This window comes from Butyricicoccus sp. OF10-2 (assembly GCF_003481925.1).
Classification (GTDB): domain Bacteria; phylum Bacillota; class Clostridia; order Oscillospirales; family Butyricicoccaceae; genus Agathobaculum; species Agathobaculum butyriciproducens.
Map to the genome: position 1 here is coordinate 1 of NZ_QUMC01000021.1, position 23,151 is coordinate 23,151.

The 23,151-nt window shown below is 54.5% G+C and carries 28 protein-coding genes and 1 pseudogene; 10 read left to right on the forward strand and 19 right to left on the reverse strand.

Annotated elements, in window-relative coordinates:
- Positions 1-329: 329 nt before the first annotated feature.
- Positions 330-602, forward strand: coding sequence for a sporulation transcriptional regulator SpoIIID (gene spoIIID / locus DXB00_RS11070; protein WP_117492171.1), 273 nt, complete (start codon positions 330-332; stop codon positions 600-602).
- 67 nt (positions 603-669) lie between these two features.
- Here the strand turns inward: spoIIID and DXB00_RS11075 are convergent, their stop codons facing one another.
- Positions 670-912: an AbrB/MazE/SpoVT family DNA-binding domain-containing protein gene (locus tag DXB00_RS11075; RefSeq protein ID WP_110437393.1), complete on the reverse strand. Its 243-nt coding sequence runs from the start codon at positions 910-912 to the stop codon at positions 670-672.
- 87 nt (positions 913-999) lie between these two features.
- Here DXB00_RS11075 and DXB00_RS11080 point away from each other — a divergent pair, with 87 nt between their 5' ends.
- Both DXB00_RS11080 and DXB00_RS11085 read left to right on the forward strand, forming a co-directional pair.
- A complete protein-coding gene (locus DXB00_RS11080; protein WP_119214917.1) occupies positions 1,000-1,650 on the forward strand; it encodes a nucleoside recognition domain-containing protein in 651 nt (216 codons plus the stop codon).
- Positions 1,651-1,706: 56 nt separating this feature from the next.
- Positions 1,707-2,234: a spore maturation protein gene (locus tag DXB00_RS11085; protein ID WP_330427929.1), complete on the forward strand. Its 528-nt coding sequence runs from the start codon at positions 1,707-1,709 to the stop codon at positions 2,232-2,234.
- Positions 2,235-2,399: 165 nt separating this feature from the next.
- Here DXB00_RS11085 and DXB00_RS11090 read toward each other — a convergent pair whose 3' ends face one another.
- From DXB00_RS11090 to DXB00_RS18265, 12 genes are all read right to left on the reverse strand, one after another.
- The gene (locus DXB00_RS11090; protein WP_119214918.1) at positions 2,400-3,275 is read right to left on the reverse strand and encodes a 3-hydroxyacyl-CoA dehydrogenase family protein; all 876 of its coding nucleotides are present in this window, start codon (positions 3,273-3,275) and stop codon (positions 2,400-2,402) included.
- Positions 3,276-3,389: 114 nt separating this feature from the next.
- On the reverse strand, positions 3,390-4,208 hold the full coding sequence (locus tag DXB00_RS11095) for an enoyl-CoA hydratase-related protein (protein WP_117492168.1): 819 nt from the start codon (positions 4,206-4,208) through the stop codon (positions 3,390-3,392).
- 258 nt (positions 4,209-4,466) lie between these two features.
- A complete protein-coding gene (locus DXB00_RS11100) occupies positions 4,467-5,657 on the reverse strand; it encodes an acetyl-CoA C-acetyltransferase (protein WP_117492167.1) in 1,191 nt (396 codons plus the stop codon).
- A 188-nt stretch (positions 5,658-5,845) separates the two neighbouring features.
- Positions 5,846-7,402: an acyl CoA:acetate/3-ketoacid CoA transferase gene (locus DXB00_RS11105; RefSeq protein ID WP_118730202.1), complete on the reverse strand. Its 1,557-nt coding sequence runs from the start codon at positions 7,400-7,402 to the stop codon at positions 5,846-5,848.
- A 44-nt stretch (positions 7,403-7,446) separates the two neighbouring features.
- Entirely contained in the window at positions 7,447-7,722 is a 276-nt protein-coding gene (locus DXB00_RS11110; RefSeq protein ID WP_118730201.1) for a hypothetical protein, read from the reverse strand.
- Positions 7,723-7,839: 117 nt separating this feature from the next.
- The gene (locus DXB00_RS11115; RefSeq protein ID WP_118481065.1) at positions 7,840-9,285 is read right to left on the reverse strand and encodes a 4-hydroxyphenylacetate 3-hydroxylase family protein; all 1,446 of its coding nucleotides are present in this window, start codon (positions 9,283-9,285) and stop codon (positions 7,840-7,842) included.
- Between the two features lie 109 nt (positions 9,286-9,394).
- Positions 9,395-10,576, reverse strand: coding sequence for a 4-hydroxybutyrate dehydrogenase (locus DXB00_RS11120; RefSeq protein WP_227109720.1), 1,182 nt, complete (start codon positions 10,574-10,576; stop codon positions 9,395-9,397).
- Between the two features lie 285 nt (positions 10,577-10,861).
- Positions 10,862-11,650, reverse strand: a complete 789-nt coding sequence (locus DXB00_RS11125; protein WP_118647860.1) for an amino acid ABC transporter ATP-binding protein — start codon at positions 11,648-11,650, stop codon at positions 10,862-10,864.
- A gap of 12 nt (positions 11,651-11,662) precedes the next feature.
- A complete protein-coding gene (locus DXB00_RS11130) occupies positions 11,663-12,301 on the reverse strand; it encodes an amino acid ABC transporter permease (RefSeq protein ID WP_118730200.1) in 639 nt (212 codons plus the stop codon).
- A 100-nt stretch (positions 12,302-12,401) separates the two neighbouring features.
- Complete coding sequence (locus DXB00_RS18255; protein WP_442861379.1) at positions 12,402-12,779, reverse strand: hypothetical protein; 378 nt, start codon at positions 12,777-12,779, stop codon at positions 12,402-12,404.
- Complete coding sequence (locus DXB00_RS18260; RefSeq protein ID WP_442861380.1) at positions 12,776-13,018, reverse strand: transporter substrate-binding domain-containing protein; 243 nt, start codon at positions 13,016-13,018, stop codon at positions 12,776-12,778. The genes DXB00_RS18255 and DXB00_RS18260 overlap by 4 nt, the downstream gene beginning before the upstream one ends.
- On the reverse strand, positions 12,985-13,266 hold the full coding sequence (locus DXB00_RS18265) for a hypothetical protein (protein WP_442861381.1): 282 nt from the start codon (positions 13,264-13,266) through the stop codon (positions 12,985-12,987). Before DXB00_RS18265 ends, DXB00_RS18260 begins: the two co-directional genes overlap by 34 nt.
- A gap of 308 nt (positions 13,267-13,574) precedes the next feature.
- Here DXB00_RS18265 and DXB00_RS11140 point away from each other — a divergent pair.
- Positions 13,575-14,913, forward strand: a pseudogene (locus DXB00_RS11140) (butyryl-CoA:acetate CoA-transferase).
- Positions 14,914-15,007: 94 nt separating this feature from the next.
- On the opposite strand, the gene DXB00_RS11145 reads toward DXB00_RS11140, so the two are convergent.
- Genes DXB00_RS11145 through DXB00_RS11155 form a run of 3 tightly spaced genes read right to left on the reverse strand, consistent with a single transcriptional unit; the run spans position 15,008 to position 17,781 of the window.
- Positions 15,008-16,276 carry a sensor histidine kinase gene (locus DXB00_RS11145; protein ID WP_118730198.1) on the reverse strand — a complete coding sequence of 423 codons (1,269 nt, stop codon included), beginning with the start codon at positions 16,274-16,276 and terminating at the stop codon, positions 15,008-15,010.
- Positions 16,273-17,010 carry a LytR/AlgR family response regulator transcription factor gene (locus tag DXB00_RS11150; protein WP_118730197.1) on the reverse strand — a complete coding sequence of 246 codons (738 nt, stop codon included), beginning with the start codon at positions 17,008-17,010 and terminating at the stop codon, positions 16,273-16,275. The genes DXB00_RS11145 and DXB00_RS11150 overlap by 4 nt, the downstream gene beginning before the upstream one ends.
- Positions 17,011-17,046: 36 nt before the next feature.
- A complete protein-coding gene (locus DXB00_RS11155; protein WP_110437407.1) occupies positions 17,047-17,781 on the reverse strand; it encodes a tRNA lysidine(34) synthetase in 735 nt (244 codons plus the stop codon).
- A 262-nt stretch (positions 17,782-18,043) separates the two neighbouring features.
- Between DXB00_RS11155 and rplM the strand changes: the two genes are divergently transcribed.
- Entirely contained in the window at positions 18,044-18,472 is a 429-nt protein-coding gene (gene rplM, locus DXB00_RS11160) for a 50S ribosomal protein L13 (protein WP_116704844.1), read from the forward strand.
- 14 nt (positions 18,473-18,486) lie between these two features.
- Complete coding sequence (rpsI, locus tag DXB00_RS11165) at positions 18,487-18,894, forward strand: 30S ribosomal protein S9 (RefSeq protein WP_110437409.1); 408 nt, start codon at positions 18,487-18,489, stop codon at positions 18,892-18,894.
- Positions 18,895-18,984: 90 nt separating this feature from the next.
- On the opposite strand, the gene DXB00_RS11170 is transcribed toward rpsI, so the two are convergent.
- The 3 genes from DXB00_RS11170 to DXB00_RS11180 form a co-directional block, all read right to left on the reverse strand.
- Complete coding sequence (locus DXB00_RS11170) at positions 18,985-20,097, reverse strand: tyrosine-type recombinase/integrase (protein ID WP_119214919.1); 1,113 nt, start codon at positions 20,095-20,097, stop codon at positions 18,985-18,987.
- Between the two features lie 154 nt (positions 20,098-20,251).
- Positions 20,252-20,704: a hypothetical protein gene (locus DXB00_RS11175; RefSeq protein ID WP_119214920.1), complete on the reverse strand. Its 453-nt coding sequence runs from the start codon at positions 20,702-20,704 to the stop codon at positions 20,252-20,254.
- Between the two features lie 12 nt (positions 20,705-20,716).
- Positions 20,717-21,418 (reverse strand): helix-turn-helix domain-containing protein, encoded by a 702-nt coding sequence (locus DXB00_RS11180; protein WP_118730194.1) that lies wholly within the window; start codon positions 21,416-21,418, stop codon positions 20,717-20,719.
- A gap of 160 nt (positions 21,419-21,578) precedes the next feature.
- Here DXB00_RS11180 and DXB00_RS11185 point away from each other — a divergent pair, with 160 nt between their 5' ends.
- The 4 genes from DXB00_RS11185 (at position 21,579) to DXB00_RS11200 (ending at position 23,150) form a co-directional block, all read left to right on the forward strand.
- Complete coding sequence (locus tag DXB00_RS11185) at positions 21,579-21,794, forward strand: helix-turn-helix domain-containing protein (protein ID WP_118730193.1); 216 nt, start codon at positions 21,579-21,581, stop codon at positions 21,792-21,794.
- A gap of 37 nt (positions 21,795-21,831) precedes the next feature.
- Positions 21,832-22,098 carry a hypothetical protein gene (locus DXB00_RS11190; protein WP_119214921.1) on the forward strand — a complete coding sequence of 89 codons (267 nt, stop codon included), beginning with the start codon at positions 21,832-21,834 and terminating at the stop codon, positions 22,096-22,098.
- Between the two features lie 15 nt (positions 22,099-22,113).
- The gene (locus DXB00_RS11195) at positions 22,114-22,722 is read left to right on the forward strand and encodes a GcrA family cell cycle regulator (protein WP_119214922.1); all 609 of its coding nucleotides are present in this window, start codon (positions 22,114-22,116) and stop codon (positions 22,720-22,722) included.
- A gap of 86 nt (positions 22,723-22,808) precedes the next feature.
- On the forward strand, positions 22,809-23,150 hold the full coding sequence (locus DXB00_RS11200; RefSeq protein ID WP_119214923.1) for a hypothetical protein: 342 nt from the start codon (positions 22,809-22,811) through the stop codon (positions 23,148-23,150).
- Position 23,151: the final 1 nt, after the last annotated feature.

Below are 23,151 nucleotides of genomic sequence, written 5' to 3' on the forward strand. Positions count from 1 at the left end.
TCCGTTTTTCGAGCAGCCTCTCGATTGAAACCACGCTTTCAATCGAATCTTGACGAAAAGCCGCGCCCTGCGGGCACAATTTTTCGTCCCTTGTATAATTCCCGAGGTACACGCCCCCGGGAATTATGAATTTGCTTCGCAAATTCTATTTTATGCGTGCTACCGCACGAAGCGTAAAAATTAAAATAATACTTTTTTGACAGACTGACGCGCTGCAGTAAGCAGCGCGTTTTCTTTTGCCCTCAAACGGATACAAATGCGTTCTAACTGTCCCCGAACCAACATACACTGTCACAGATGAAACCTCATCAGGCAGGAGGGAAACAGCGGTGAAGGGCTTACCGGAGGAGCGCACGATCCGTCTGGCGCAGTACATGATTGAGCAGAAGGCCACCGTGCGGCAGACTGCGGCACGGTTCGGAATATCCAAGTCAACCGTACATAAGGATATCACAACGCGCCTGCAAAAGCTGAATACCGAGCTGTATGAGCGCGTACAGACCGTTCTGCAGGTGAACAAGCAGGAGCGGCACATACGCGGCGGCAGAGCAACACAGGCGAAATACCGCGCCGAAGCGGCGCAGCGACGCGGTGAAAAATAAAAAAACCGACTTTCCAAGCGGAAAGTCGGCAAACAGAAGCAGCGTGACAGTGTTGCTATGTAAAGGTTTAAAGCAGACCGAGCTCATGTGCGCAATCGCTGCAGACATTCTTACCCTTGAAGTGGATAATGTCCTTTGCGTTACCGCAGAATACGCAGGACGGCTCGTACTTCTTGAGGACGATATGATCGCCGTCAACGTAGATTTCCAGAGCGTCCTTCACTTCGATGCCCATAGTGCGGCGCAGCTCAATCGGGAGCACGATGCGACCAAGTTCATCAACCTTACGAACAATACCGGTGGATTTCATTTTCAACACACTCCATTTCTTCATCATAAAAAATGTATTACCAAATCCCACTCACTTGGGATGTTGGACAGAAGGGGGGAACACGATATGCTGTCCGTTATCTGGACGGTGTTCCTTTGTATGGCGCTGCTATGCGGTGCGGTCACGGGCAGGCTGGCAGAGGTTACGGCAGCGGTACCCACAGGGGCTTCGGAAGCGATCACGCTGGCGATCAGTATCACCGGGCTGATGTGCTTCTGGAGCGGTGTGATGGAGCTGCTGCAGGCTTCCGGACTGGCAGAGCGGCTGTCCCGTCTGATGGCACCTGTTCTGCGTCCCTTGTTCGGAAGCGCATCGCAGGATAAACAGGCGATGGAAGCGGTAAGCGCCAATGTAACGGCAAATTTGCTGGGGTTATCCAACGCGGCAACGCCGTTGGGATTGCGTGCGTCAGAGCGGCTGTATGTTCTTGCAGGGCGACGCGGAGCGCCGGATACCGTGCTGACGCTGATCGTGCTGAACGCAACCTCAATTCAGCTGATTCCGTCTACGGTGGCGGCGGTTCGTGCGGCTTGCGGAGCACACGCGCCATTTGATATTATGCTGCCGGTGTGGGGAGCTTCTGCGGCTTCCGTTGCGGCGGTGCTGCTCAGCAGTAAACTGCTGCGTCCATTTTTCCGGATGGGGAATAGCGGGACAGGTAAGTGCGCCTTACAAGTAGTATTATCACACATGAAAAGCAAGAAATTTGTCGAATAAGCAAACGATCAACAAAAAATTTCCAAGCGAGGGAAATAATACAAGGAGGGAGATGATTGCAGATTTTGCAGAACGCGCTCATTCCGGCACTTTTGGCAGGAATCAGCCTGTATGCGCTGTGCAAAGGCGTGGACGTATTTCCAACTTTTCTGCGCGGTGCAGCCGTCGGTTTGAAAACCGCGGTGCAGATACTGCCTGTTATGGTCGGGATGCTGACAGTCGTGTTCATGCTGCGCGCCTCAGGTGCCGTTGATATTGCGGCAAGCGTGCTCGCGCCCGCACTGCGTATACTGGGCATACCGAAAGAATGCACAGTCCTGACCCTGCTGAAGCCGATCAGCGGAGGAGGGGGACTGGCAATGGGCAGTGAAATTATACGACGCTGCGGACCGGACAGCTATGCCGGACGCGTGGCCGCAGTGATGTTGGGAGCCTCGGAAACCAGTCTGTACACGATCAGCGTGTACAGCGGGCACCTTGGTTTGAACCGAACCAGATATGCTGTTCTTGCGGCATTGTGCGGTGATCTGGCAGCATTTACCGCCTCTGCGGTACTGGTTAGATTATATTTCCCATACAGTTAATATTATATCGTGTATGTTAAAAAATTACCATAGCTTATGACAAAAATTGGCGAATTAAATAAACATTACTTGCACTATTTGTGCAATGTGTGAAAAAATTTACAGACTGAGAATATAAAAAAGCATCTATGCCGAAGCACAGATGCTTTTCATATTGCAAAGCGATTACTTCTTCACGATCTCCTTGCCGAAAGGACCATCATAGTCGAAGAAGCCCTTGCCGGTCTTAACGCCCAGCCAGCCGGCACGAACCATCTGACGCATCAGCGGATGCGGACGGTACTTCGGGTCGCCGGTCTCGCGGTACAGCGTCTCCATGATTGCGAGGTTTACGTCGTGGCCAACAAGGTCAGCGGTGTGCAGCGGGCCGGACTTCATGCCTGCGCCAAGCTGCATGGCAACGTCGACATCAGCAGGGGAAGCGATGCCGTCAGCAACGATACCCATTGCCTCGTTCATCATCGGGATCAGGATGCGGTTTACAACGAAACCGGGACCTTCCTTAACGGCAACCGGGGTCTTGCCCAGGGATGTCATCAGGTCAAATGCGGTCTGGAAGGTTTCGTCCGAAGTCTGGATCGCGCGGGTAACCTCAACCAGCTTCATGATCTGAGCCGGGTTGAAGAAGTGGCAGCCGATGAACTTATCCGAACGGTGCGGGATGCAGGCAGCCATCTCGGTGATGGACAGACCGGAAGTGTTGGAAGCGAAGATGGTGTGAGCGGGGCAGATCTTGTCCAGATCCTCCAGCAGGTCCTTCTTCAGATCCATGCGCTCCAGAATAACTTCCATGATGAAGTCAGCATCGGCAGCGTCCTTGCGGTCAACCGAGGTCTTGAGGGAAGCGAGCAGCTCGTCCTTGCGCTCTGCGGTCATCTTGCCCTTGCTTACGAGAAAATCGTAATCGTGTGTGATAACGGTCTTGCCGCGCTCGGTGAACTCCGGCTTGATGTCGATCATGGTAACGTCATGACCTGCGTTCAGAAATACCTCAGTGATGCGTGCGCCCATGTTGCCAGCGCCGAATACACAAACTTTCATGCTAAATTAACCTCTCTCTCACTCTTTGCGGATGGATGAACAGGTATTGCGAATATTGATTAGTCAAAACCGCACAATCTGGTTTTGAATTGTGCGGTCCGACTGTCTCAATGCTTACTTATTCTTGAATTCCTTAGCCGGCTTGTCGCGGTTCTTGTCCAGGAAGTAAGCCATGCCGTACTTCTGATCCTCGGTAGCGAAGCACTGTGCGAAGCAGTTGCCCTCGAACTTCAGAGCGGAGTTCAGGTCGGTCTGCATGCCAACGTTTACAGCTTCCTTAACCAGAGAAACAGCGATCGGAGCCTGAGCAGCGATCTCCTCAGCCAGCTTTACAGCCTCGTCGAGCAGGTTCTCCAGCGGATATACGTAGTTAACCAGGCCCATGTCCAGAGCGTCCTGAGCGGTGTAGTTAGCGCGAGCGGTGTACAGCATTTCCTTAGCCTTGCCTGCGCCTACGAAGCGAGCCAGACGCTGGGTGCCGCCGCAGCCCGGGGTGATGCCCAGACCAACTTCAGGCTGACCGAAGGAAGCGTTCTCGGAAGCGAGACGGATGTCGCAGGACATAGCCAGCTCGCAGCCGCCGCCGAGGCAGAAGCCGTTGATGGCAGCGATAACCGGACGCTTGAAGTTCTCGATCTTCCAGCAAACGCGGTTGGACTCGTTGCCGAACAGCTTGCCCTCTGCACAGGTCTTGGTAGCCATCTCGGAGATGTCAGCGCCTGCAACGAAGGAGTTAACGGTCTTGCCCTTCTTGTTAACGGTGGAAGAACCGGTCAGAACTACTGCATAAACGTTGTCCAGATCCTTAGCCAGCTCGTCGAATGCCTCTTCCAGCTGTGCGTACATGTCGGTGGACAGAGCGTTCATAGCCTTCATGTGCTCGATCTTAACAATCGCAACATGACCCTTTTTTTCGATTACTACGTCAGTCATTTTTAAGACTTCCTTTCAGAATATGTGCTATGAGCGTAAAACGCTCAAAAGCAATCTCCGTTCGGAGATTACCAAACATCCAAAGGATGTTTGCAGTCAAAATAGAACAGAAGCGAGCTTCTGTTCGTAAAACCCGCGACATGCGCGTGGGTTTTTACACCCCGACCCAACCGCCGTGGGCGGCGTCGTTCGGGTATCCAAAATCAGTTTCTACGGAACTGATTTTGGTATATAGGGGTACTGGGTACCCCCTATAATTTACTTGCAGAGCTCGTCGCGCTCAACGATGATAGCTTCGCCCATACCGCCGCCGATGCACATGGTAGCCAGACCGATGGTCAGGTCGCGCTTGATCATTTCGTAGATCAGGGTGGTGGTGATGCGGCAGCCGGCTGCACCGATCGGGTGACCCAGAGCGATTGCGCCGCCGTTTACGTTAACCTTGTCCATATCAAAGCCAAGCTCACGGTTAACAGCAGCAGCCTGTGCAGCAAATGCCTCGTTGGACTCGATCAGGTCGAGGTCAGCAACGGTCAGACCTGCGCGGGACAGAGCCTGACGGGTGGACTCGATCGGACCTACGCCCATGATGGACGGATCGCAGCCTACAGAGCCCCAGGCACGAACCTTAGCCAGCGGCTTGAGGCCGTTTGCCTTAACGAACTCCTCGGAAGCGATGATCATTGCAGCGCCTGCATCATTGATGCCGGAAGCGTTGCCTGCGGTTACGGTGCCGCCGTCCTTCTTGAATGCCGGGCGCAGCTTGCCGAGGATCTCCAGAGTGGTGTTCGGCTTTACATGCTCGTCGGTATCAAAGATAACGGTTTCCTTCTTCTTCTTAACCTCGATCGGAACGATCTCGTCCTTGAAGCGGCCGTTAGCGATGGCAGCAGCTGCCTTCTGCTGGGAAGCGAGAGCGATCTCGTCCTGCATCTCGCGGGTGATGCCGTACTTTTCAGCTACGTTTTCTGCAGTGATGCCCATGTGGTACTGGTTGAATACATCAAATACGCCGTCGTATACCATCATGTCGACCAGCTTCTTGTCGCCCATGCGAGCACCCCAACGGGTATCGCGGGAGATGTACGGAGCACCAGACATAGACTCGCAGCCGCCTACCAGCATCATCTTGTTCTCGCCGGAACGGATGATCTGGGTGCCGAGGGAGATGGCACGCATGGAGGAAGCGCAAACCTTGTTCAGGGTCATAGCCGGGGTGGTGATCGGCAGACCGGACTTCAGGCAAACCTGACGTGCTACGTTCTGGCCTACGCCGCCCTGCAGTACCTGACCGAACAGAACCTCGTCGATTGCTTCCTTGTCAACGCCTGCACGCTCGATAGCTGCCTTTGCAGCAGCGGTGCCAAGCTCGGAGGAGTGTACATCGCGGAGGGTGCCGCCGTAAGTGCCGATTGCGGTACGGGCAGCGGAACAGATGTAAACGTTCATTTAGCTGTTTCTCCTTTTCTACTGATGCGGCGAAAAAACTATGCCGCCGCATGGTGATGGAACTCGATTTTTGAGTTCGTTAATATTTTATCAAACTATTCTGCAGAATGCAAGGGGAATTGGTCGATTCTGTAAAATTATATGAAAAGTCCAGTTCCCGTTTGCGTAATCTGCACAAATAGAATTGATTAGTCGTTAGCCAGACCCATCAGCTCGTCACGGAAGATACGAGCGTCCATGGTCTTGATCTCGTCAGCCATCTTCGGAACGAAGTCCATCTGGTCGAGGATCTGGGTCTGCAGGTCGATGCCCGGAGCGATCTCGGTCAGGGTAACGCCTTCCGGACGCAGCTCGAATACGCAGCGCTCGGTGATGTACAGAACCGGCTGATGTACCTCGTTAGCGTAATCGCCGGAGAAGGTGATGTGCTCAACCTGCTTAACGAACTTCTTCTTAGCGCCTTCCTGGGTGATAACGAGCTTGCCGTCCTTGCACTCAGTCTTGAGGCCCTTTGCAGTGAAGGTGCCGCAGTAAACAACCTTCTTGGCGTTCTGGGTGATATCGATGAAGCCGCCTGCACCTGCCAGACGGGTGCCGAACTTGGATACGTTCAGGTCGCCGTTCGGAGCAGTCTCGGCCAGACCGAGGAATGCAACGTCAAGACCGCCGCCCTGATAGAAGTCGAACTGAACATTGTGCGGGATGATGCACTGTGCGTTGGCAGCAGCGCCGAACTGGGTGCCGCCGTACGGTACACCTGCGATGGAGCCTGCCTCAACGGTCAGGGTCATCTTGTCGGAGATGCCTTCTTCAGCAGCTACGTTAGCGATCTTCTCCGGTGCGCCGGTGCCGAGGTTTACGATAGCGTCCTGCGGCAGCTCCATAGCAGCGCGGCGGGCGATGATCTTCTTAGCGTCCATCGGGATCGGCGGGATAGCATCAACCGGGATGCGGAACTCGCCGGTCAGCGCGCCGTCGTACGGCATGCCGAGGCACTGCATGTTCTCCTCATCGGTGCCGACTACAACAGAGTCAACATAGATGCCCGGGATAGCAACCAGCTTCGGGTCCAGAGAACCGCCCTGAACGATCTTCTCAACCTGAACGATTACCTTGCCGCCGGAGTTCTTGCACGCCTGAGCCATAGCAGTTACGTCCAGAGGACCGATCTCACGATGTACGGTGCAGTTGCCGTACTCATCGCAGTAGGAAGCACGCAGGAATACAACGTTGATCGGGAAGCCCTTGTACAGCAGGCGCTCCTGACCCTCGATGTTAACGATCTTTACCAGATCTTCCTTGGTAACGTCGTTCAGCTTGCCGCCGCCGTTGCGCGGGTCAGCGAAGGTCTTCAGGCCAACGTGGGTGATGGTGCCGATGTTGTGCGCAGCGATATCGCGGTACATGTGCGAGATAACGCCCTGCGGCAGGTTGTAAGCCTCGATCTTATTGTTCAGAGCCAGCTCGCCGAGCTTCGGAGCACGGTCCCAGTGGCCGCCGATAACGCGCTTAACCATGCCTTCATGGCCGTAATGGTCACCGCCGGTGCCATCGCGGTGGCCCTGACCGGCTGCAAAGAACAGGGTCAGGTTCTGCGGGTGGCCGGTCTCAAGAAAACGCTTCTCGAGAGCCTTGGACAGGGTCTCCGGGCAAGCACAGGATACGAAACCGCCGGTAGCAATGGTATCGCCGTCCTGAACCTTCAGAGCAGCTTCCTCCGCGGTGATGATGCTTACTTTCTTCATGTTTATCAATCCTCCTGATAATAGTGCGACCGGTTTTACAGTGGTCACGCCTGCGACGTGAAAGACCTGATTCTATCTATCGCCTGCGGAATCTCATCCGCTGCGGCAACAACAACACGGTGCGCGGCCTCGATCTCCTCATAGAGATACGGGCAGCCGGTGCAGCCGCGCAGGATCAGCAGTACGTCATATGGAACACCGTCCTCCGGATAGGAGAATGAGGCGGTATCCAGAAGGGCAGCGCAAATCGCCTTGTAGGCATCGCCGCGCTCATAGCGCGGATTGCAGCCGCCGCAGAATTTTACCGTGCAGCGAAGCAAGGCGCACAACCCCTTTCTATGTAGCATTTCCGAATGTTACCATAGGGAAACAATGGGTAATAACACAAACACAGGCACTCACGGGTGCTCCATGAGTGCCTATAGTTTGCTCAGAGATTACTTGATGCGAGCAATCTTCTTTGCCAGTTCCTTCTTCATTTCAAGGTTGGACTGACGGGCAATCATGATGCGCTGAGCCTGCGGCGAGCCTGCACCGTGCATGGACTCCGGCAGATAGCCGACAGCTGCAGTACCCATGGTCATGTTCTCGATCAGGCGCAGCAGACGCATACGGTCCTCAGTCGGAACGGAAGCAACGCCCTTGAGGTACTTCTCGATGTACGGCTTGAGCTCCGGGTTGCGGTAATCAGCCTCGGACGGCTGGGTTACCATCAGGCCGCCTGCCAGATCCTGTGCCAGACGAGCGATCTCGTACGGGAAGCGGGTAACGTTCTGCTTGCAGACGTTAGCCAGCAGCAGGTCGATCAGATAGTTGCCTGCCTTGGTCTTGGTGCCCTGAGAGGAGCAAGCGATACCGCAGCAGTACAGGGTCTCGTTCAGGTGGGTCATCTCGATCAGCTTGTCCTTAACGTGGGAAGCCTTGGAGGAGCCAGCCATATCGCCAGCCAGAGCGGTAGCGCCGATCAGAACGTCGCCTACGCCGACCTTGCAGCCGCCGTAAGACTGACGGTGATAGCCTGCGAAGCGCTCTACGATCATGCCGGCAAACTTAACTTCGCCATTGAGGAAGATGCGGTCGTTCGGAACGAATACGCGGTCGAAGATAACGAGAACTTCGTGGCCGCCGTATACCTTGTTGCCAACGTCGATGTCGTTGTACTCTTCCATCTTGCGGGTGTCGCAGGACTGACGGCCGTAGATCAGGGTGATGCCCTTGGAATCGGTCGGAACTGCGAAGGAGATCGCGTAGTCCTCGTCGCCCTCACGCATGGAGATGGTCGGCATTACCAGAACCTCGTGAGAGTTTACGAAGCCGGTCTGGTGAGCCTTAGCGCCGGTAACGTATACGCCGTCAGCGGTGCGCTCTACAACGTGCAGGAACAGATCCGGATCAGCCTGCTTGGACGGAGCGAGGGAACGGTCGCCCTTAACGTCGGTCATAGCGCCGTCAACTGCGAGATCCTCATCCTGCACGCGGGTCAGGAACTTGAGGAAGTTCTCATGGTACTTGGTGCCGCAAGCCTCGTCGATCTCGTAGGTGGAGGAGAATACAGCGTTCATAGCGTCCATGCCTACGCAGCGCTGGAAGCAGGCTGCAGTCTTCTGACCGAGCAGACGCTGCATCTTAACCTTCTTGATCAGGTCGTCGGTGGACTGATGCATGTGGGTGAAGCGGTTGATCTTCTTGCCGGAGATGTGGGAGGTAGCAGTCATCAGATCCTGATACTGCGGGTCCTCAGCCAGCTCGTAGGTAGCGGCGAAGGAGTTCAGGGAAGGACGGATAACCGGGTCGTCAACCGGGTTCTCTACCTTCTTGCCGAACATATACAGGTTGAGGTTCAGCTTGCGCAAGGATTCAATGTACTGGTCTTTGGTCATCATAAGTGATCAAGTATCCTTTCTCATTACAATTTGGTGCACATAACATGAATAAAGAAAACAGGGCGGGGAGACGGGACTCCCCGCCCTATTCAGGCGTTACATACGGAAATTAGAAGCACTCTTTGTATACGCGCTCGCTGAGCTCGATGCTCCACGGACGGTAAGAGTTGGTGATCAGACGCTGCTGGTTTGCATCAACAGACAGTGCAAATGCCTTAACGTCCTCTTCCTTGAAGCCGTACTCATGCAGCGGCTTCAGGTGCAGAACCTTCTCCAGGGTTACATTCAGGGTGCGCAGAGCGTCGTCCTTGGTGCAGCCCAGGCAGCGAGCAACGATTTCCTTGAACTTGCCCAGCTCGCCAGCCGGCTCGTACTCGTCGTACATCTCGAGGATCTTGCCGAACAGAGCGTAGTTGGACTCGCCGTGCGGAACATGGTAGGTGCCGCCGAGCGGGAAGGACATGCCGTGTACGGTTGCACAGCCAGCCTTCAGGAATGCGATGCCTGCGAACAGGGAAGCATGAACGAACTCGCCGAGGTAATCCATACGAGCGTCCGGGCCTTCCAGAGCGATGCGGCGGAAGCCCTCGAGGATCATCTCCATAGCCTTAACGGAGAACATCTCGGAGGTAACGGTCTTGCGGTGCGGGGACAGGAAAGACTCGGTAGCGTGGATCAGAGCATCGATAGCGGATGCTGCGAACGGCTTGTACGGCAGGGTCTTAAGCAGATCCGGAACCAGGCAAACCTTGTTCGGGATGATGTCGTCGGAAACCAGGCCGAGCTTGGTATCGCCGCCGGTCAGCTTGCCGTCCTTCTCGTCCTTAACGATAGCAACAGAAATGTTGGTAACCTCAGAACCGGTACCGCAGGTGGTCGGGATAGCGATAACTTCCTTCTCATGTACAACAGGCTCACGCTTGAAGTACAGCTCATGTACGGAGGTCGGGCGCTTGCAGCCGAGCAGCTTGCAAAGGTCCATGATAGCACCGCCGCCTACTGCGATTACGCGGTCGTAGGAATCGTACGGAATAGCCTCGTACATGGTCTCGATCATAGCCTCGGAAGGCTCGCCTGCACCGAACTTCTCCTGGAATACGAACTTGCTCTTGAGGCCAAGCTCTTCCATGAAGGGCTTGTAGATGAATTCGTTGGTCAGAACGACGTCGCGCTCGCCCAGCTTGAACTCCTCAGCGAAAGCACCAAAGGTGTCAAACTTGTAAATAGTCGGGGCAATGACGATCTCTCTCTTGTCCTTCATCAGGGAGGCGCTGAAAGCATCCATAGCCATAGTAGAAACATCTCCAATCAAAAATTTTATAAAAGGCCGTGCGGCTTTTTATTACATGATTTTACAGGGTGGTTTTTTCCTGTGTTCTTATTGTAGCAAATTTGCGCCAAAACTTCAACACAAACAAACAATAATTTCATCAAAAATTGACCAACTAAACCTGTACAAAAAGACAATAAAAAGTCCCGCAATCTTATTACGGGACTATTTTAACGTATTTATTGTGATTTGTAAATGGGGTAATGGTGAAAAGTACCGAAAAGTTTTTGTATAAATTTCCGTTCTTTAGCTGTTTTGCGAAAAACGGCTCAAAAATGCGCGGGTTCGCTCGTTATGCGTATTTTCAAATACCTCTGTCGGCGTGCCCTCTTCAACGATAGTGCCGCCGTCCATGAATACGACATGATCGGCCACATCGCGGGCAAACGCCATCTCGTGGGTGACGATGATCATGGTGGTGTGCTGGTCCGCCAGTGAGCGGATAACGCGCAGCACTTCGCCGGTCAGCTCGGGGTCGAGCGCCGAGGTCGGCTCGTCGAAGCACAGGATATCCGGCTTGAGCGCGAGCGCACGCGCAATGGCAACGCGCTGCTGCTGCCCGCCGGACAGCTGGTGCGGATAGTGGCTCATGCGGCCCTCGAGGCTCATCATCTCGAGCAGCTCGATGGCGCGGTGCTCGATCTGCTCGTGAATCTCGCGTTTTTTCTGCTTGTAGTCCGGGCGTTCCTTGGCCTGCAGCAGGGGAGCGAGCATGACGTTCTCGAGTGCGGTGTACTGCGGGAACAGATTGAACGACTGGAACACCATGCCGAAGTGCAGACGGTTCTTGCGAATCTGCGCATCGCTCTTGGCGGCATGGTCGGCAGCGTCGAGCAGTGTCTCGCCGTTTACGATGATCTTACCCTCATTCGGGGTTTCGAGAAAATTCAGGCAGCGCAGCAGCGTGGTCTTGCCCGAGCCGGACGAGCCGATGATGGCAAGCGCCTTGCCGCGCTCCAATGTAAAACTGATGTCTTTAAGCACCTTGGTAGAGCCGAAGTTCTTATAAAGGTGCTGTACCTCCAGAATAGGCATAACGGCTCCTCCTTATTTAAAGTAATCCATTTTCTTTTCGATCCAGCCGAACAGCAGGGTCAGAATACCGTTGAACAGCAGGTAGAATACGGCGGTGTAGAACAGCGGCCAGATGATACCGGCGCTCTTGATGAACTTTTCGCCCATCCACAGCACCTCGTATACCGCGATGGTACGCGCCAGAGCGGTATCTTTAACAAGGTTGATAAACTCGTTGCCCATCGGCGGGATAACGCGCTTGATGACCTGCAGCAGCGTTACCTTGAAGAAAATCTGGCTCTTGGTCATGCCGAGCACCTGACCGGCCTCATACTGACCGCTCGGGATACCCTGAATGCCGCCGCGGAAGATCTCCGAGAAGTAGCAGGCGTAGTTGATGACAAAGGACAGCAGAGCAGCGCTGAAGCGCGGCAGCTTGAGTCCCCACACCAGAGCAGGGCCATAGTAGATGATGATGATCTGGAGCATGAGCGGTGTGCCGCGGACGATCCAGACGATGATTTTGATGAGTGCGCGCAGCGGAGTAATGCGGCTCATCGAGCCGAAGCTGATAAGCAGGCCGAGCGGCAGAGCGAATACCAGCGTCAGGCAGAAAAGCTGTACGGTGGTAACAAAGCCGCCCATCAGGCTGAGTGTTACATTGGCAAACATGTCGTTTCCTCTTTACCTCTTTTTTACTTTATTTCCTGTGATACATAAGGCAGAAGACGGTAGTCCGCCTTCTGCTTATATTGAACTGGGGAATGGGAGATTAAGCCTCCGGATCTACGATTGCTTCCTGTACGCCGTACTTCTGAGCGAAGGAAAGAACAATGCCGTCCTTGTAGGCGCCCTTGTAGAAGTTGTTGAATGCTTCGGTCAGGTCAGAACCCTTGCGGAAGCCTACAACGTAGTTCTCGTCCTCCTCGCCGTTGGCCTCGTTGAGGTTTACGGTGTAGGTCAGGTTCGGGTAGCTGGTGCCCTCGCCGATCATAGCGCCTGCCATCAGCAGATCGATCACGCAGGCATCAGAGGTGCCTGCGGCAACCTCCATCAGTGCGTCAGCCTGAGACTGAACTGCGGTTGCATTCAGACCGGCAGCCTGTGCAGCAGCCTCACCGGCGGAACCGGACTCAACAGCGAAGGTCATATCCTTGATGGACTCGATGTCCTTGCAGCATCAGCCTTGTCGGACGGAACAACAACAACCTGTGCGTTGGTTGCATACGGGTCGGAGCAGTTCATGGAGGTCTTGACCTCATCGGTCAGGGTCATGCCGTTCCAAACAGCGTCAACGCCCTTGGAATCCAGCTCCATGATCTTGTTGTCCCAGTTGATCTCGATGAACTCGGCTTTTACGCCCAGGCTCTCAGCGAAAGCCTTTGCCATGTCCGCGTCAAAGCGACCCACTCGTCCGAGCCGTCTTCCTTATAATCCATCGGCGCGAAATCCGTGATGCCGATAACCAGCTTGCCGTTGCTCTTTACATAATCCACATCGCTCTCAGCGGAAGCCGAGGTGTCAGCCGCATCGGCACTCGAGTCGTCGGTCTTGGCAGCAGAGCCGCCGCAGCCGGACAGCATGGATACACTCATAGTGCCTGCCATCAGCAGTGCGAGAAGTTTCTTCGTCTTCATTTTTAGAAAACCTCCTGTAATTCGGTTCATATCTTGTTTACTATTATAACACTTTAGCGCAGAAAATCAACCCCTGATTTTCATGCAGATTTTCAGCATTTTTGAAGGATAATCGGGCGGTATTTTGTGCAAAATCTAAAATAACAGGGTGAAATATATGGAAAAGAGGATGGGGAGCGGTTGGGACGGATTCTCACTCTTTTTTGCGAACCTGTGTTGACCTGTACCAAAAAAGAGATTATAATCATAAGTAAGCATGATTGTTAAAGAATAAACAATGAAGAACAAGTAAGACGGAGGGAATCAGCGTGGATTATACTGCACTGTATCAGCAGAAGCTGACAACGGCGGATGAAGCCGTTAAGGTTGTTAAATCGGGTGACTGGGTAGACTACGGCTGGTGTACGGGTACGCCTGTTGCACTGGACAAGGCACTTGCGGCCCGCATGGGCGAGCTGGAGGACGTAAACTTCCGCGGCGGCGTACTCATGCGCCGACCGGCGGTATTCGATATTCCGGATGCAGCCGATAAGATCACCTGGAACTCGTGGCACATGTCCGGCATTGAGCGCAAGGCCTGTATGGAGGGCTTCGGCTTTACAGCGCACTGCGCTACTCCGAGATGCCGCGTTGGTACCGCGAGAACGTCCGTCATGTCAATGTAGCCATGATTCAGGTGGCGCCGATGGACGCACACGGCTGGTTCAGTTTCGGCCCGCAGGCTTCGCACCTCAAGGCGATCTGCGATGTATCCGACGTTATCATCGTTGAGGTCAACAAGTATATGCCGCGCTGCCTCGGCGGCTTTGAGGACGGCATTCACATTTCGCAGGTGGATATGATCGTTGAGAGCGACACCGAAATGCCGCAGATGGGCGCAGGCGGCGAGCCGACCGAGGTTGATAAGGCGGTTGCAAAGCTGATCGTGGAGGAAATCCCGAACGGCGCGTGCCTGCAGCTGGGCATCGGCGCATGCCGAATACCGTAGGCTCGATGATCGCGGAGTCCGACCTGAAGGACCTCGGCGTTCATACCGAGATGTACGTTGACGCTTTCGTTGACATTTCCCGTGCAGGCAAGATCAACGGCTCGAAGAAGGCCATCGACCGCGGCCGTCAGGTGTTCGCGTTCGGCGCAGGCACTCAGAAGCTGTACGATTTTGTAAATGATAATCCGGAGTGCATGTCTGCACCGGTATCCTATACCAACGATGCGCGCACCATTGCACAGATCGACAACTTCATTTCCATCAACAATATCGTGGATGTGGATCTGTTCGGTCAGATGAACGCAGAAAGTGCCGGTATCAAGCAGATTTCCGGTGCAGGTGGCCAGCTGGACTTCGTTCTGGGCGCGTATCTGTCCAAGGGCGGCAAGAGCTTCATCTGCTGCTCGTCCACCTTTAAGAAGAAGGACGGCACGCTCGAGAGCCGTATTCGTCCGACGCTCGAGAACGGATCGGTCGTTACCGATGCCCGTCCGTGCGCGCACTGGTTTGTCACCGAGTACGGCAAGGTAAACCTCAAGGGTCTGACTGCATGGCAGCGTGCGGAGGCTCTGATCTCGGTTGCGCATCCGGATTTCCGCGAGCAGCTGATTCAGGAAGCGGAGAAGATGCGTATCTGGAAGCGCTCCAATAAGAGATAAAATGCTGTCGGCGGAACTACAGTTCCGCACGGTGTTTGCTACTGTTTATAAGAAAACGCTCTGTGAAAACAGAGCGTTTTTTCTTATGCAATTATTAAAGTGAAATTCGCAGGATAAACTGCTGATTCCTGACCGAAAAGCTATATACACCGCCGTATCGCTCGACGATGCTGCAAATGCTGTGCACGCCGATGCCGTGTCCGGCGCGGTCGGAGACCGGCACGCCGTGGCTGAACTGCACCGGCTGCGTGCAGTCGTTGACAACCTGCAGGAAGAACTTTCCGGCTTTTTCGTATGTCTGCACCTCGATGTGTCCGGGAATGCCGTCCGCGCGCTCGCTGCATGCGTGAATCGCATTCTCAAGCGCGTTGGAGAGCAGCACGCACAGGTCGCTCTCGGCAAGCGGCAGCTGATTGGGCAGCACGGCATGCACCGCAAGCGGGATGCCCTGCGCCTTGGCGCGGTCGGCAAACGATGAGAGAATCAGGTTTGCGGCCTCGTTTTCGCAGTAAACGGTCACGCGGCTGGCTTCGATTTCCTCGCTGATGGAGTGAATGTACTGCAGTGCCTGCTCATACTGCTCATTCTCGATGCAGGCGGTGATGTACTGCAGATGATGCCGCAGATCATGCCGGTAGGCACGGGTTTTCTGCTGAGAGATACGCAGTGCTTCAATCTCACGGACGGCCTGATGCACCTGCAGGTCAAGATTGCTTTTCAGCTCCTCCAAACGCAGCCGTGCGTGCTGCTCTCTGGAAATGTGAATCAGGAACAGCAGATACGCCGCACTGCACACGAACGGCATGAATTCCACGACTACGGCCGAACCGGAGAACAGCAGGTCGGTGTAAACGCGGGTGGCATAGTCAAACGCATAGTACACCGCGGGCACAATGCCGAACTGACACTGCACCGCCCGCGAATACTGCGACACCGACCGGATGGCAGGTGCGGCCTTGAGCAGCAGAATGAGCATCGGCACGGTGACGATTATTTCCACAGCGTACTGCATGGTGTCTCCGCCGGAGAAGATGGCGACCGCGATCAGCGCCAGCCAGCGCCGCAGCTGACAGCACAGGTACGCCGTCAGCACGGAAATCACCGGCCACAGACGTTCATGACTGAGCGAGCACAGCGCGAGCACAAGCGGCAGGTGGGTGTGCAGCGGATACAGATAGCGTCCGAAGCCGGGGTCCACACCGAGGTAGGCGATGCCGGACAGGCAGAAGATCATCAGCGTGTACAGCAGCATGCGCTTTTTCGCCTTGGGCGTCCAGTGGATATTGCAGAATGCCGCAGAGAGCGCGATGCCGAACAGCGTAACGGCAACGGAGTTGCAAAGGTCAACAGCGAGTGCGATCATGTCAGGAACACCTGTTCTTTCTGGAAGGCGTGTTCAAGGTACGCGTCCTTGATGTCGTTGTAGCGTCCGCGCGGAATGGGCAGCTCGGCGCGGCTGGACATGACGAGCGTTTTCGGCGTGATCGTCTGGATATGCTCTAAATTTACAAGGTAGGAGCGGTGAATGCGCAGAAAATTCCTGTGTTCGGCAAGGCTTTCGCACAGGCTGTCCATGCTGCCGGCGGCTTCGAGCACGGTGCCGTCAGTCTTGTGCAGCAGCAGGGAACGGCGAATGACCTCGCAGTATTCCAGCTTGTCCAGTTCAACGCGCGTGATGCCGGTTCTGCAGCGCAGGATCAGGCTGACGCTGCTCTCGCGCGAGCAGGCGGCAATGACCGAATCCATCAGCCGGAAGAAGCTCTCCGGCCAGATCGGCTTGAGCTGATAGAAATACGCGCCCACCGTATACGACTGCACGGCAAACTCTGCGGATGAGGTGAGAAAGATGATCTTCACGTTGGAGTCGTACTGACGGATCTCACGAGCGGCTTCGATGCCGTTTTCGCCGGGCATGAGTACATCGAGCAGCAGAATATCAAAGCGTGCGCCCTTTTCGATGGACGCCAGCAGCTCGAACGGGCTTTGGAAGGCCGTCGGGGCGATATCGGCGTTGTGTTCCGTACGGTAGCTGCCGAGCAGCTCGTGCAGTTCATCGAGCACGCTGGGATCGTCGTCGCAAAAGCCAATCTGGATCATGGTTCTCATCTCCTTTCTTTTTATAAAGGGAACAGATCATTTGTAATCGCGGCGGGTCTTGTCGGGTTCCCAGCCCTCGAGCGGGTAGCGCTGCATGGCGCCGAAAATGCGCTCGCGTACACCGGGCATGGTCTTTTCGAGACTTTTCAGCAAATCCTTGATCTCCTGCCGCTTGGTGTTGCCGTCCGCCGGACACGGATTGTGCACGATAGGCAGCTCGTGCCGTTTGGCGAACGAGCGCACATAATGCTCCGGCACATACAGCAGCGGACGAATGAGCGTGATGTCGGCGCGGTCGAGGTAGGTTACCGGCGAAAAGCACGAAATGCGGCCTTCATAAAATAAGGAAAGCATGTAGGTCTCCACTACATCGTCAAAGTGATGGCCGAGCGCAACCTTGCTGCAGCCTGCCTTGCGGGCGGCATCGTGCAGAGCGCCGCGGCGCAGCTTGGCACAGAGCGAGCAGGGGTTTTCCTCGTGGCGGATATCAAACACAATAGGGCCGATCTGGGTGGGGACGCGGATGTACTCGACGCCCAGCTTGTCGCACAGCGTCTGTACAGGGGAGAAGTCCATCTCATCATAGCCCATCTCCAATGTAATAGCCACGACGGTAAAGTGGTGCGGATAAAAGCGGCTCAGCTGACTGAGTGCCACGAGCAGCGCGAGCGAGTCCTTGCCGCCGGAAACACCGACCGCAATCCTGTCGCCCTCATCTATCATATGGTAATGGTCCACCGCACGGCGGACATAGGAAAGCATTTTCTGCATAACAGTCTCCTTTTTGATCGTACATATTAAAATTTATCAGAAAACGCCAAAAATCGCAAATGCAAAAAATGAAATGCAAAGTGAGTATTCGGGAGTATAAGAGAGATTAAAAGAGAAAACGAGAGAATGCATTGGATTGCAGATATTTTTTCAAAATTTCGCTTGACTTGCGCAAAATGATGTGTTTTAATAAATATGCTCGTTTCGAGCGATTAATCAGTTGTCAAAGTATTTTTGATATATATAAACGGAGGAAAAAACCATGTCTACTTTTATGGCTAAGGCAGAAAATGTCGAGCGTAAGTGGTATGTACTGGACGCAGCTGGCAAGCCGCTGGGTCGTACTGCTGCAACCGCTGCAATGCTGCTTCGCGGCAAGCACAAGACCACGTTCACTCCCCATGTTGACTGCGGCGATTTCGTAATCATCGTCAACGCTGACAAGGCGGTTCTGACCGGTAAGAAGCTCACCCAGAAGTACTATCGTCATCACACCGGCTGGGTCGGCGGTCTGAAGGAAGTTCAGTACAAGACCCTGATGGCTGAGAAGCCGGAGTTCGCTATGCAGCTCGCAGTTAAGGGCATGCTGCCGAAGAATTCCATCGGCCGTCAGTCCGCTACCCGTCTGAAGGTATTTGCTGGCGAGAACCACAATCATCAGGCTCAGAAGCCCGAGAACTGGGAAAAGTAAGGGAGGATTAACTGATGTATACACCTAAGAAGGCATATTTCTATGGCACCGGCAGAAGAAAGTCCTCTGTTGCCCGCGTTCGTCTTTTCCCGGGCGGCACCGGTGAGATCAAGATCAACAACCGCACCATCGACAACTACTTCGGTCTCGAGACCCTGAAGATGGTTTGCCGTCAGCCGTTCGAAGTAACCGGCACCGAGGGCAAGTTCGACGTAGAGTGCACCGTAACCGGCGGCGGCTTCACCGGCCAGGCTGGCGCAATCCGTCACGGCATCGCTCGTGCTCTGCTGCAGGCTGATTCCGACCAGTACCGCGCAGCTCTGAAGGCTGCAGGCTTCCTGACCCGCGATCCGCGTATGAAGGAACGTAAGAAGTACGGTCTCAAAGCAGCTCGTCGCGCTCCGCAGTTCTCCAAGCGCTAAAACAGCAAAATACCACCGAAACTACTGTTCGGTGGTATTTTTTTATGCACTTAGATTTTTCTGACGACATTCTGACGACACGGGGAACGTTTACGACATGGTTTCCTTACGGTCGCTGCCGCGCGTTTTATGGAATACGGCTGCACGAAGTTCCTCCAGTTCGTTGTGGACGTAGATCTCGGCGGTGACCTGAATGTCCTTGTGGCCGAGGATCTTCTGAATCGTGTAGATGTCCACACCGTTCCGGCGCAGGCTGGTGCCGTAGGTGTGGCGCATCTCGTGCGAGGTGAGCACCGGAATGTCAGGGTGCCGCTCGTGCACGCCGGTCATGAACTTCTTGAGCCGCTGAGAAAAGTGGTCGGTATCCTGCAGACCGCCGGTCTGCGAGGGAAACAGGTACAGGCTGTCATGCGGCAGCGACTGCACCAGGGCGATACACTTGTCCGAGATTGGAATGGTGCGGAAGCTGTTTTTCTTCGGCGCGGCCAGCTTGAGCACGCCGACCTCGGAAACGACGGTGCGCTGAATGTGCAGCGAGCCGTTGCCCGGTTCGAGCACGAAGTCCGTCCACATGGTCCCCAGCAGCTCGCCGCGGCGCATACCGGTATCGAGCAGGAGTGCAGCAGCGGGAAACGCCTCGAGTGCTTCCTCTCGCACAATGGCGATCTGCTTTTCGGTCAGCACACGCTTGACGCGCTTGTGCGCCGAACTGCTGAACTGCACGCGCTTTGCCGGATTCTTGTAACACAAGTCGTTCTCGATAGCCGTTTCAAAGATGTCTACCAGGCACAGCCGGATCTTCTTCAGATGTGATGAGGACAGACCCTTGTGCATAGCGGCGAACGTCTGCACATCGACCGGCCGCACATCGGTCAGATCGACACTGCCGAAGTACGGCTCCAGATACAGTCGCACGATCTCCTCGTAGGTCTGGAGCGTGTTGGGGCTGACAAACGGCTGCTTGTAGGTCATGAGCCACTTGCGCGCCCACTGGGAGAAGTTGTAGCTTTTCCGGACGAATGCTTCGCCGGTCCGCGCGGATACCTCGGAGGCCACACGGAATTCCTCGGCTTTCTTTTTCGCATCGGCAAGGCTGACCGTGCTGTAAAAGGATTTGCGCAGCGGCTTGCCGTGAATGTCGCGGCCGAGCGTGATCTTGTATTCGTAGCGGTTGTCCTTGCGTGTAGGTTTTTTTCTCGGCATAAAAATAACCCCTTTCTTACCGTAAAAAAGTATGGTAAAATAGGGGTACTGATGTAACGGCTCAATGTTTTATCAGTACCCCATGTCCCGCTCTGGTGTTGGTAGCACCGGGGCGGGATTTTTTATGCGTTTAACCGGGTCGAATTCGACCCCTTTATTTTTTCTCGAGTTTCACAGTCGTGGTGACGCCCATAGCAGATACGCTGTAGCTGATCTGTCCGTCCTCGTAGGTGAACGTCTTTGTTTCGTCCGGAGAGGCGAGGAGCGCGTTTGCGGTCTGCTCGGTGTCGTTGGCAGAATCCCAACTGTACGGCTCATCTGCTGTGTTCGGAGCCTCGAAGCTGCCCGCCCAGTACAGCGCGGTGGTGTCCGGTGCGTTCCAGTTGACAGTGATCGTGTCCGCCGTGATTGTGGCGGTCTGGTAGCTGTCCTCGCTGTCACTGTTCACCTGCACCCATTCGCCGGTCAGATCGGGCGGCTGCGGTGCTTCCTCCTGCTGGGCGGCGGCATCGGCGCCGGTGCTGTTCGATGCGTTTCCACCGCAGGCTGTGAGCGGCAGTGTCAGCATGAAGCAGGCGAATACTAACGCTAACATTCTCTTTTTCATATTCGGTTCTCCTTAAATTTGATCTACGGTGCGAATGACTTTGATTACACGGCCGACAACGCGGCATTTCTCCAAATCAGAGCCTTCGATCCGTTTCGGTTTGAACTCGGGATTGATCGGAACCAGCTCGAGCCAGTCTTCGCCGGGCTTGTAGTTGATTCGTTTAACTGTGGCCTCGCCGTCACCCAGCAGCATAATGCCGATCCGGCCGGGAACCTCCATGTCGCTGCATCTCAAACAGAGAATGTCGTCGCCGTCCTGAAACTGCGGGTACATACTGTCGCCGCTGATGGTCGCCAGGAAAAAGTCTTCCGGTCGTCGGCGGCCTATCCATTCAGCAGGAATGGTTCGCAGTTCATAGGCATCATCGGGTGTTGCGTCGAAGTGTGCAGCCACCGGGCCTGCGTAGTGAACTGTAACAAGCGGATTGTCCTCAGGTTCACGTGCATTGACCTCACGAAGTGTGCGGGCATTATCCAGATGAAAAAACGGTTCCGATACATTGCCGAGCAGATAGTCACTGCTGACATCAAACAGTCTTGCGAAATTAGAAACCACGGTGATGATCGGTTCCTGCAGACCGTTTTCATATCTGCTGATCGTGCTCTTGTTCAGGCGGCCGCCAAAACGATCATTGTAGGTTTTAGCAAGGCTTTCGAGAGAATATCCGCTTTCGGTGCGCAAATCTTTTAATATTTTACCAAAGTCAGCCATAATAGCTTCCTCCTTTTGAATTTATCGTATCACATACAATTAAGAAAATCAATATGGAAATTTGCGTTTTCGATAACAAAATTAAAAATAGTTATTGACAACGCAACGACAGGGTGTTATAGTCTTGTTATCGAAAACGCAACGAAGGGAGGAGAAGCCGATGGTCGAGAAGAAGAAACTCATTCACGAACCGTATAACAAATTCAAGGGATTTATGCGGGAAAACGGTATCATTTATTCGCATATTGCCGAACTACTCGGTGTCACACCGACGACTGTTTCACAGAAGGTAAACGGTCAGTCGGATTTCACTGTCAGTGAGGCAGAGTTGATTATGCGGGAATACCATACGGACATCAAAATTTTTTTGCCCTGAATGTTGCGTATACGATAACAAAGGGAGGTGAACATCTATGGCAGTACCCACCACCATCATCACAAAGCTGGACGAGCTGGAACAGCTTTGCGAGAGGTACCCCAGCAAAATTCCGATTGAGGAGTGCGCCGCGTTCCTCGGCATGGCGGGCGAAAGCCTGCGGGCGTGTCTGGAGCATGGTTCCTGTCCGTTCGGACTGGGCTGGCTCAAGAAAAATGCGCACAACCGCGCATTTTACATTCCGACATTGACCTTTTATCTCTGGGTGACGCAATCCGCAGGGTTCAAGAACAACAAAATTTAGAAAGAAGGAAATCCAATGCAAAACAACAATTTCGCAGAAACTCTCGCCTCGGTCGCATCCGAGTTCGGCGTAGAGGACACCGCAAAGCACGGCCGCGGCATCAAGCCGAGCAAGCGCCCGTACTTCCGCTGGACAGATGAACAGCTCGAGCAGCTGGCAACGCTGCGCGACGAGGGCAAGTCTGCGAACGAGATCGCGGAGGCGCTGGGCGTGTCGAGCGATAAGGTCATCACCAAGCTGGCCGCCATGGCAGCACGGCAGCGGACCGGCAGCAAGACGCCGGAGCCGAGTACCGAACCGGTAGTCGAGGCCGAAGCAGAACCAGAGCAGGAAGCTGAAACCGAGCCGTCCATCGAGGCCGAGCCGGAACCAGAGCTTAACCCAGTGTCGCAAGACCTTAACCCAACTGATGTTGGCCTCGACCGCATGATCTTCACGGCGTTCGACAACGTAGTCGGCAAGGTGGACGATTTCGTCACGATGTCCGGCTGCTGGCGTAAGGTACTGACGACCATCGAGAAGCAGTTGAACGAGCTGGCATATCTCGTTTGGGAACACCCGAACACAGAGGAATCGGTCTGCCAGATTGCCGCTATCATCGCGTATGACGAAATCCGCGCATGAAAAACGCCGCTGTCAGGACGGCAATCCCGATCAGCGGCAAAGAAATGTATTCAACCACATAATAGCATGAAGTTAGGAGAATTTCAATGGTAAAGATTATCAGCAACGTAAAAGGCGACCACGTTGCGGCGAGTGTAGAGCTGGCGGGCAACATGAAAGCGATTGTTTCCGAACTGGTCAATGCAATCGGCAGTGCGTATCTGCAGATTGGTGCACAGGACAAGCGCGCCGCGCAGGCGTTCCGCAAGATGTTCACTCAGTTCGTAACGAGCGAGAATTCGCCGATGTGGCTCGAGGACAGCTGTGACGGCGTTATTGTCAACGCATCCATCGTCCGTGCGGGCAAGCTGACCAGCGAGGATGTTGCCAACGCAATCCGCTGCGGCGCTTCCAAGGACGTTATCAAGGCACTGCTGGAGGAGATGTAAC

Bases quoted from the DNA above. Each gene is read 5' to 3' on its own strand.
- DXB00_RS11145 (WP_118730198.1), bottom strand. From the start codon at position 16,276: ATGATCGCACTCGCTGTTGACCTTTGCAACTCCGTTGCCGTTACGCTG.
- DXB00_RS11190 (WP_119214921.1), top strand. From the start codon at position 21,832: ATGGCAGTACCCACCACCATCATCACAAAGCTGGACGAGCTGGAACAG.
- DXB00_RS18260 (WP_442861380.1), bottom strand. From the start codon at position 13,018: ATGGCAAAGGCTTTCGCTGAGAGCCTGGGCGTAAAAGCCGAGTTCATC.
- rplM (WP_116704844.1), top strand. From the start codon at position 18,044: ATGTCTACTTTTATGGCTAAGGCAGAAAATGTCGAGCGTAAGTGGTAT.
- DXB00_RS11170 (WP_119214919.1), bottom strand. From the start codon at position 20,097: ATGCCGAGAAAAAAACCTACACGCAAGGACAACCGCTACGAATACAAG.
- DXB00_RS11185 (WP_118730193.1), top strand. From the start codon at position 21,579: ATGGTCGAGAAGAAGAAACTCATTCACGAACCGTATAACAAATTCAAG.
- DXB00_RS11105 (WP_118730202.1), bottom strand. From the start codon at position 7,402: ATGAAGAAAGTAAGCATCATCACCGCGGAGGAAGCTGCTCTGAAGGTT.
- DXB00_RS11130 (WP_118730200.1), bottom strand. From the start codon at position 12,301: ATGTTTGCCAATGTAACACTCAGCCTGATGGGCGGCTTTGTTACCACC.
- DXB00_RS11150 (WP_118730197.1), bottom strand. From the start codon at position 17,010: ATGATCCAGATTGGCTTTTGCGACGACGATCCCAGCGTGCTCGATGAA.
- DXB00_RS11075 (WP_110437393.1), bottom strand. From the start codon at position 912: ATGAAATCCACCGGTATTGTTCGTAAGGTTGATGAACTTGGTCGCATC.
- DXB00_RS11115 (WP_118481065.1), bottom strand. From the start codon at position 9,285: ATGATGACCAAAGACCAGTACATTGAATCCTTGCGCAAGCTGAACCTC.
- DXB00_RS11080 (WP_119214917.1), top strand. From the start codon at position 1,000: ATGCTGTCCGTTATCTGGACGGTGTTCCTTTGTATGGCGCTGCTATGC.
- DXB00_RS11120 (WP_227109720.1), bottom strand. From the start codon at position 10,576: ATGGCTATGGATGCTTTCAGCGCCTCCCTGATGAAGGACAAGAGAGAG.
- DXB00_RS18265 (WP_442861381.1), bottom strand. From the start codon at position 13,266: ATGAAGACGAAGAAACTTCTCGCACTGCTGATGGCAGGCACTATGAGT.
- DXB00_RS11180 (WP_118730194.1), bottom strand. From the start codon at position 21,418: ATGGCTGACTTTGGTAAAATATTAAAAGATTTGCGCACCGAAAGCGGA.
- DXB00_RS11100 (WP_117492167.1), bottom strand. From the start codon at position 5,657: ATGAACGTTTACATCTGTTCCGCTGCCCGTACCGCAATCGGCACTTAC.
- DXB00_RS11125 (WP_118647860.1), bottom strand. From the start codon at position 11,650: ATGCCTATTCTGGAGGTACAGCACCTTTATAAGAACTTCGGCTCTACC.
- DXB00_RS11175 (WP_119214920.1), bottom strand. From the start codon at position 20,704: ATGAAAAAGAGAATGTTAGCGTTAGTATTCGCCTGCTTCATGCTGACA.
- rpsI (WP_110437409.1), top strand. From the start codon at position 18,487: ATGTATACACCTAAGAAGGCATATTTCTATGGCACCGGCAGAAGAAAG.
- DXB00_RS11155 (WP_110437407.1), bottom strand. From the start codon at position 17,781: ATGCAGAAAATGCTTTCCTATGTCCGCCGTGCGGTGGACCATTACCAT.
- DXB00_RS11195 (WP_119214922.1), top strand. From the start codon at position 22,114: ATGCAAAACAACAATTTCGCAGAAACTCTCGCCTCGGTCGCATCCGAG.
- DXB00_RS11090 (WP_119214918.1), bottom strand. From the start codon at position 3,275: ATGAAAGTTTGTGTATTCGGCGCTGGCAACATGGGCGCACGCATCACT.
- DXB00_RS11200 (WP_119214923.1), top strand. From the start codon at position 22,809: ATGGTAAAGATTATCAGCAACGTAAAAGGCGACCACGTTGCGGCGAGT.
- DXB00_RS18255 (WP_442861379.1), bottom strand. From the start codon at position 12,779: ATGACCTTCGCTGTTGAGTCCGGTTCCGCCGGTGAGGCTGCTGCACAG.
- DXB00_RS11095 (WP_117492168.1), bottom strand. From the start codon at position 4,208: ATGACTGACGTAGTAATCGAAAAAAAGGGTCATGTTGCGATTGTTAAG.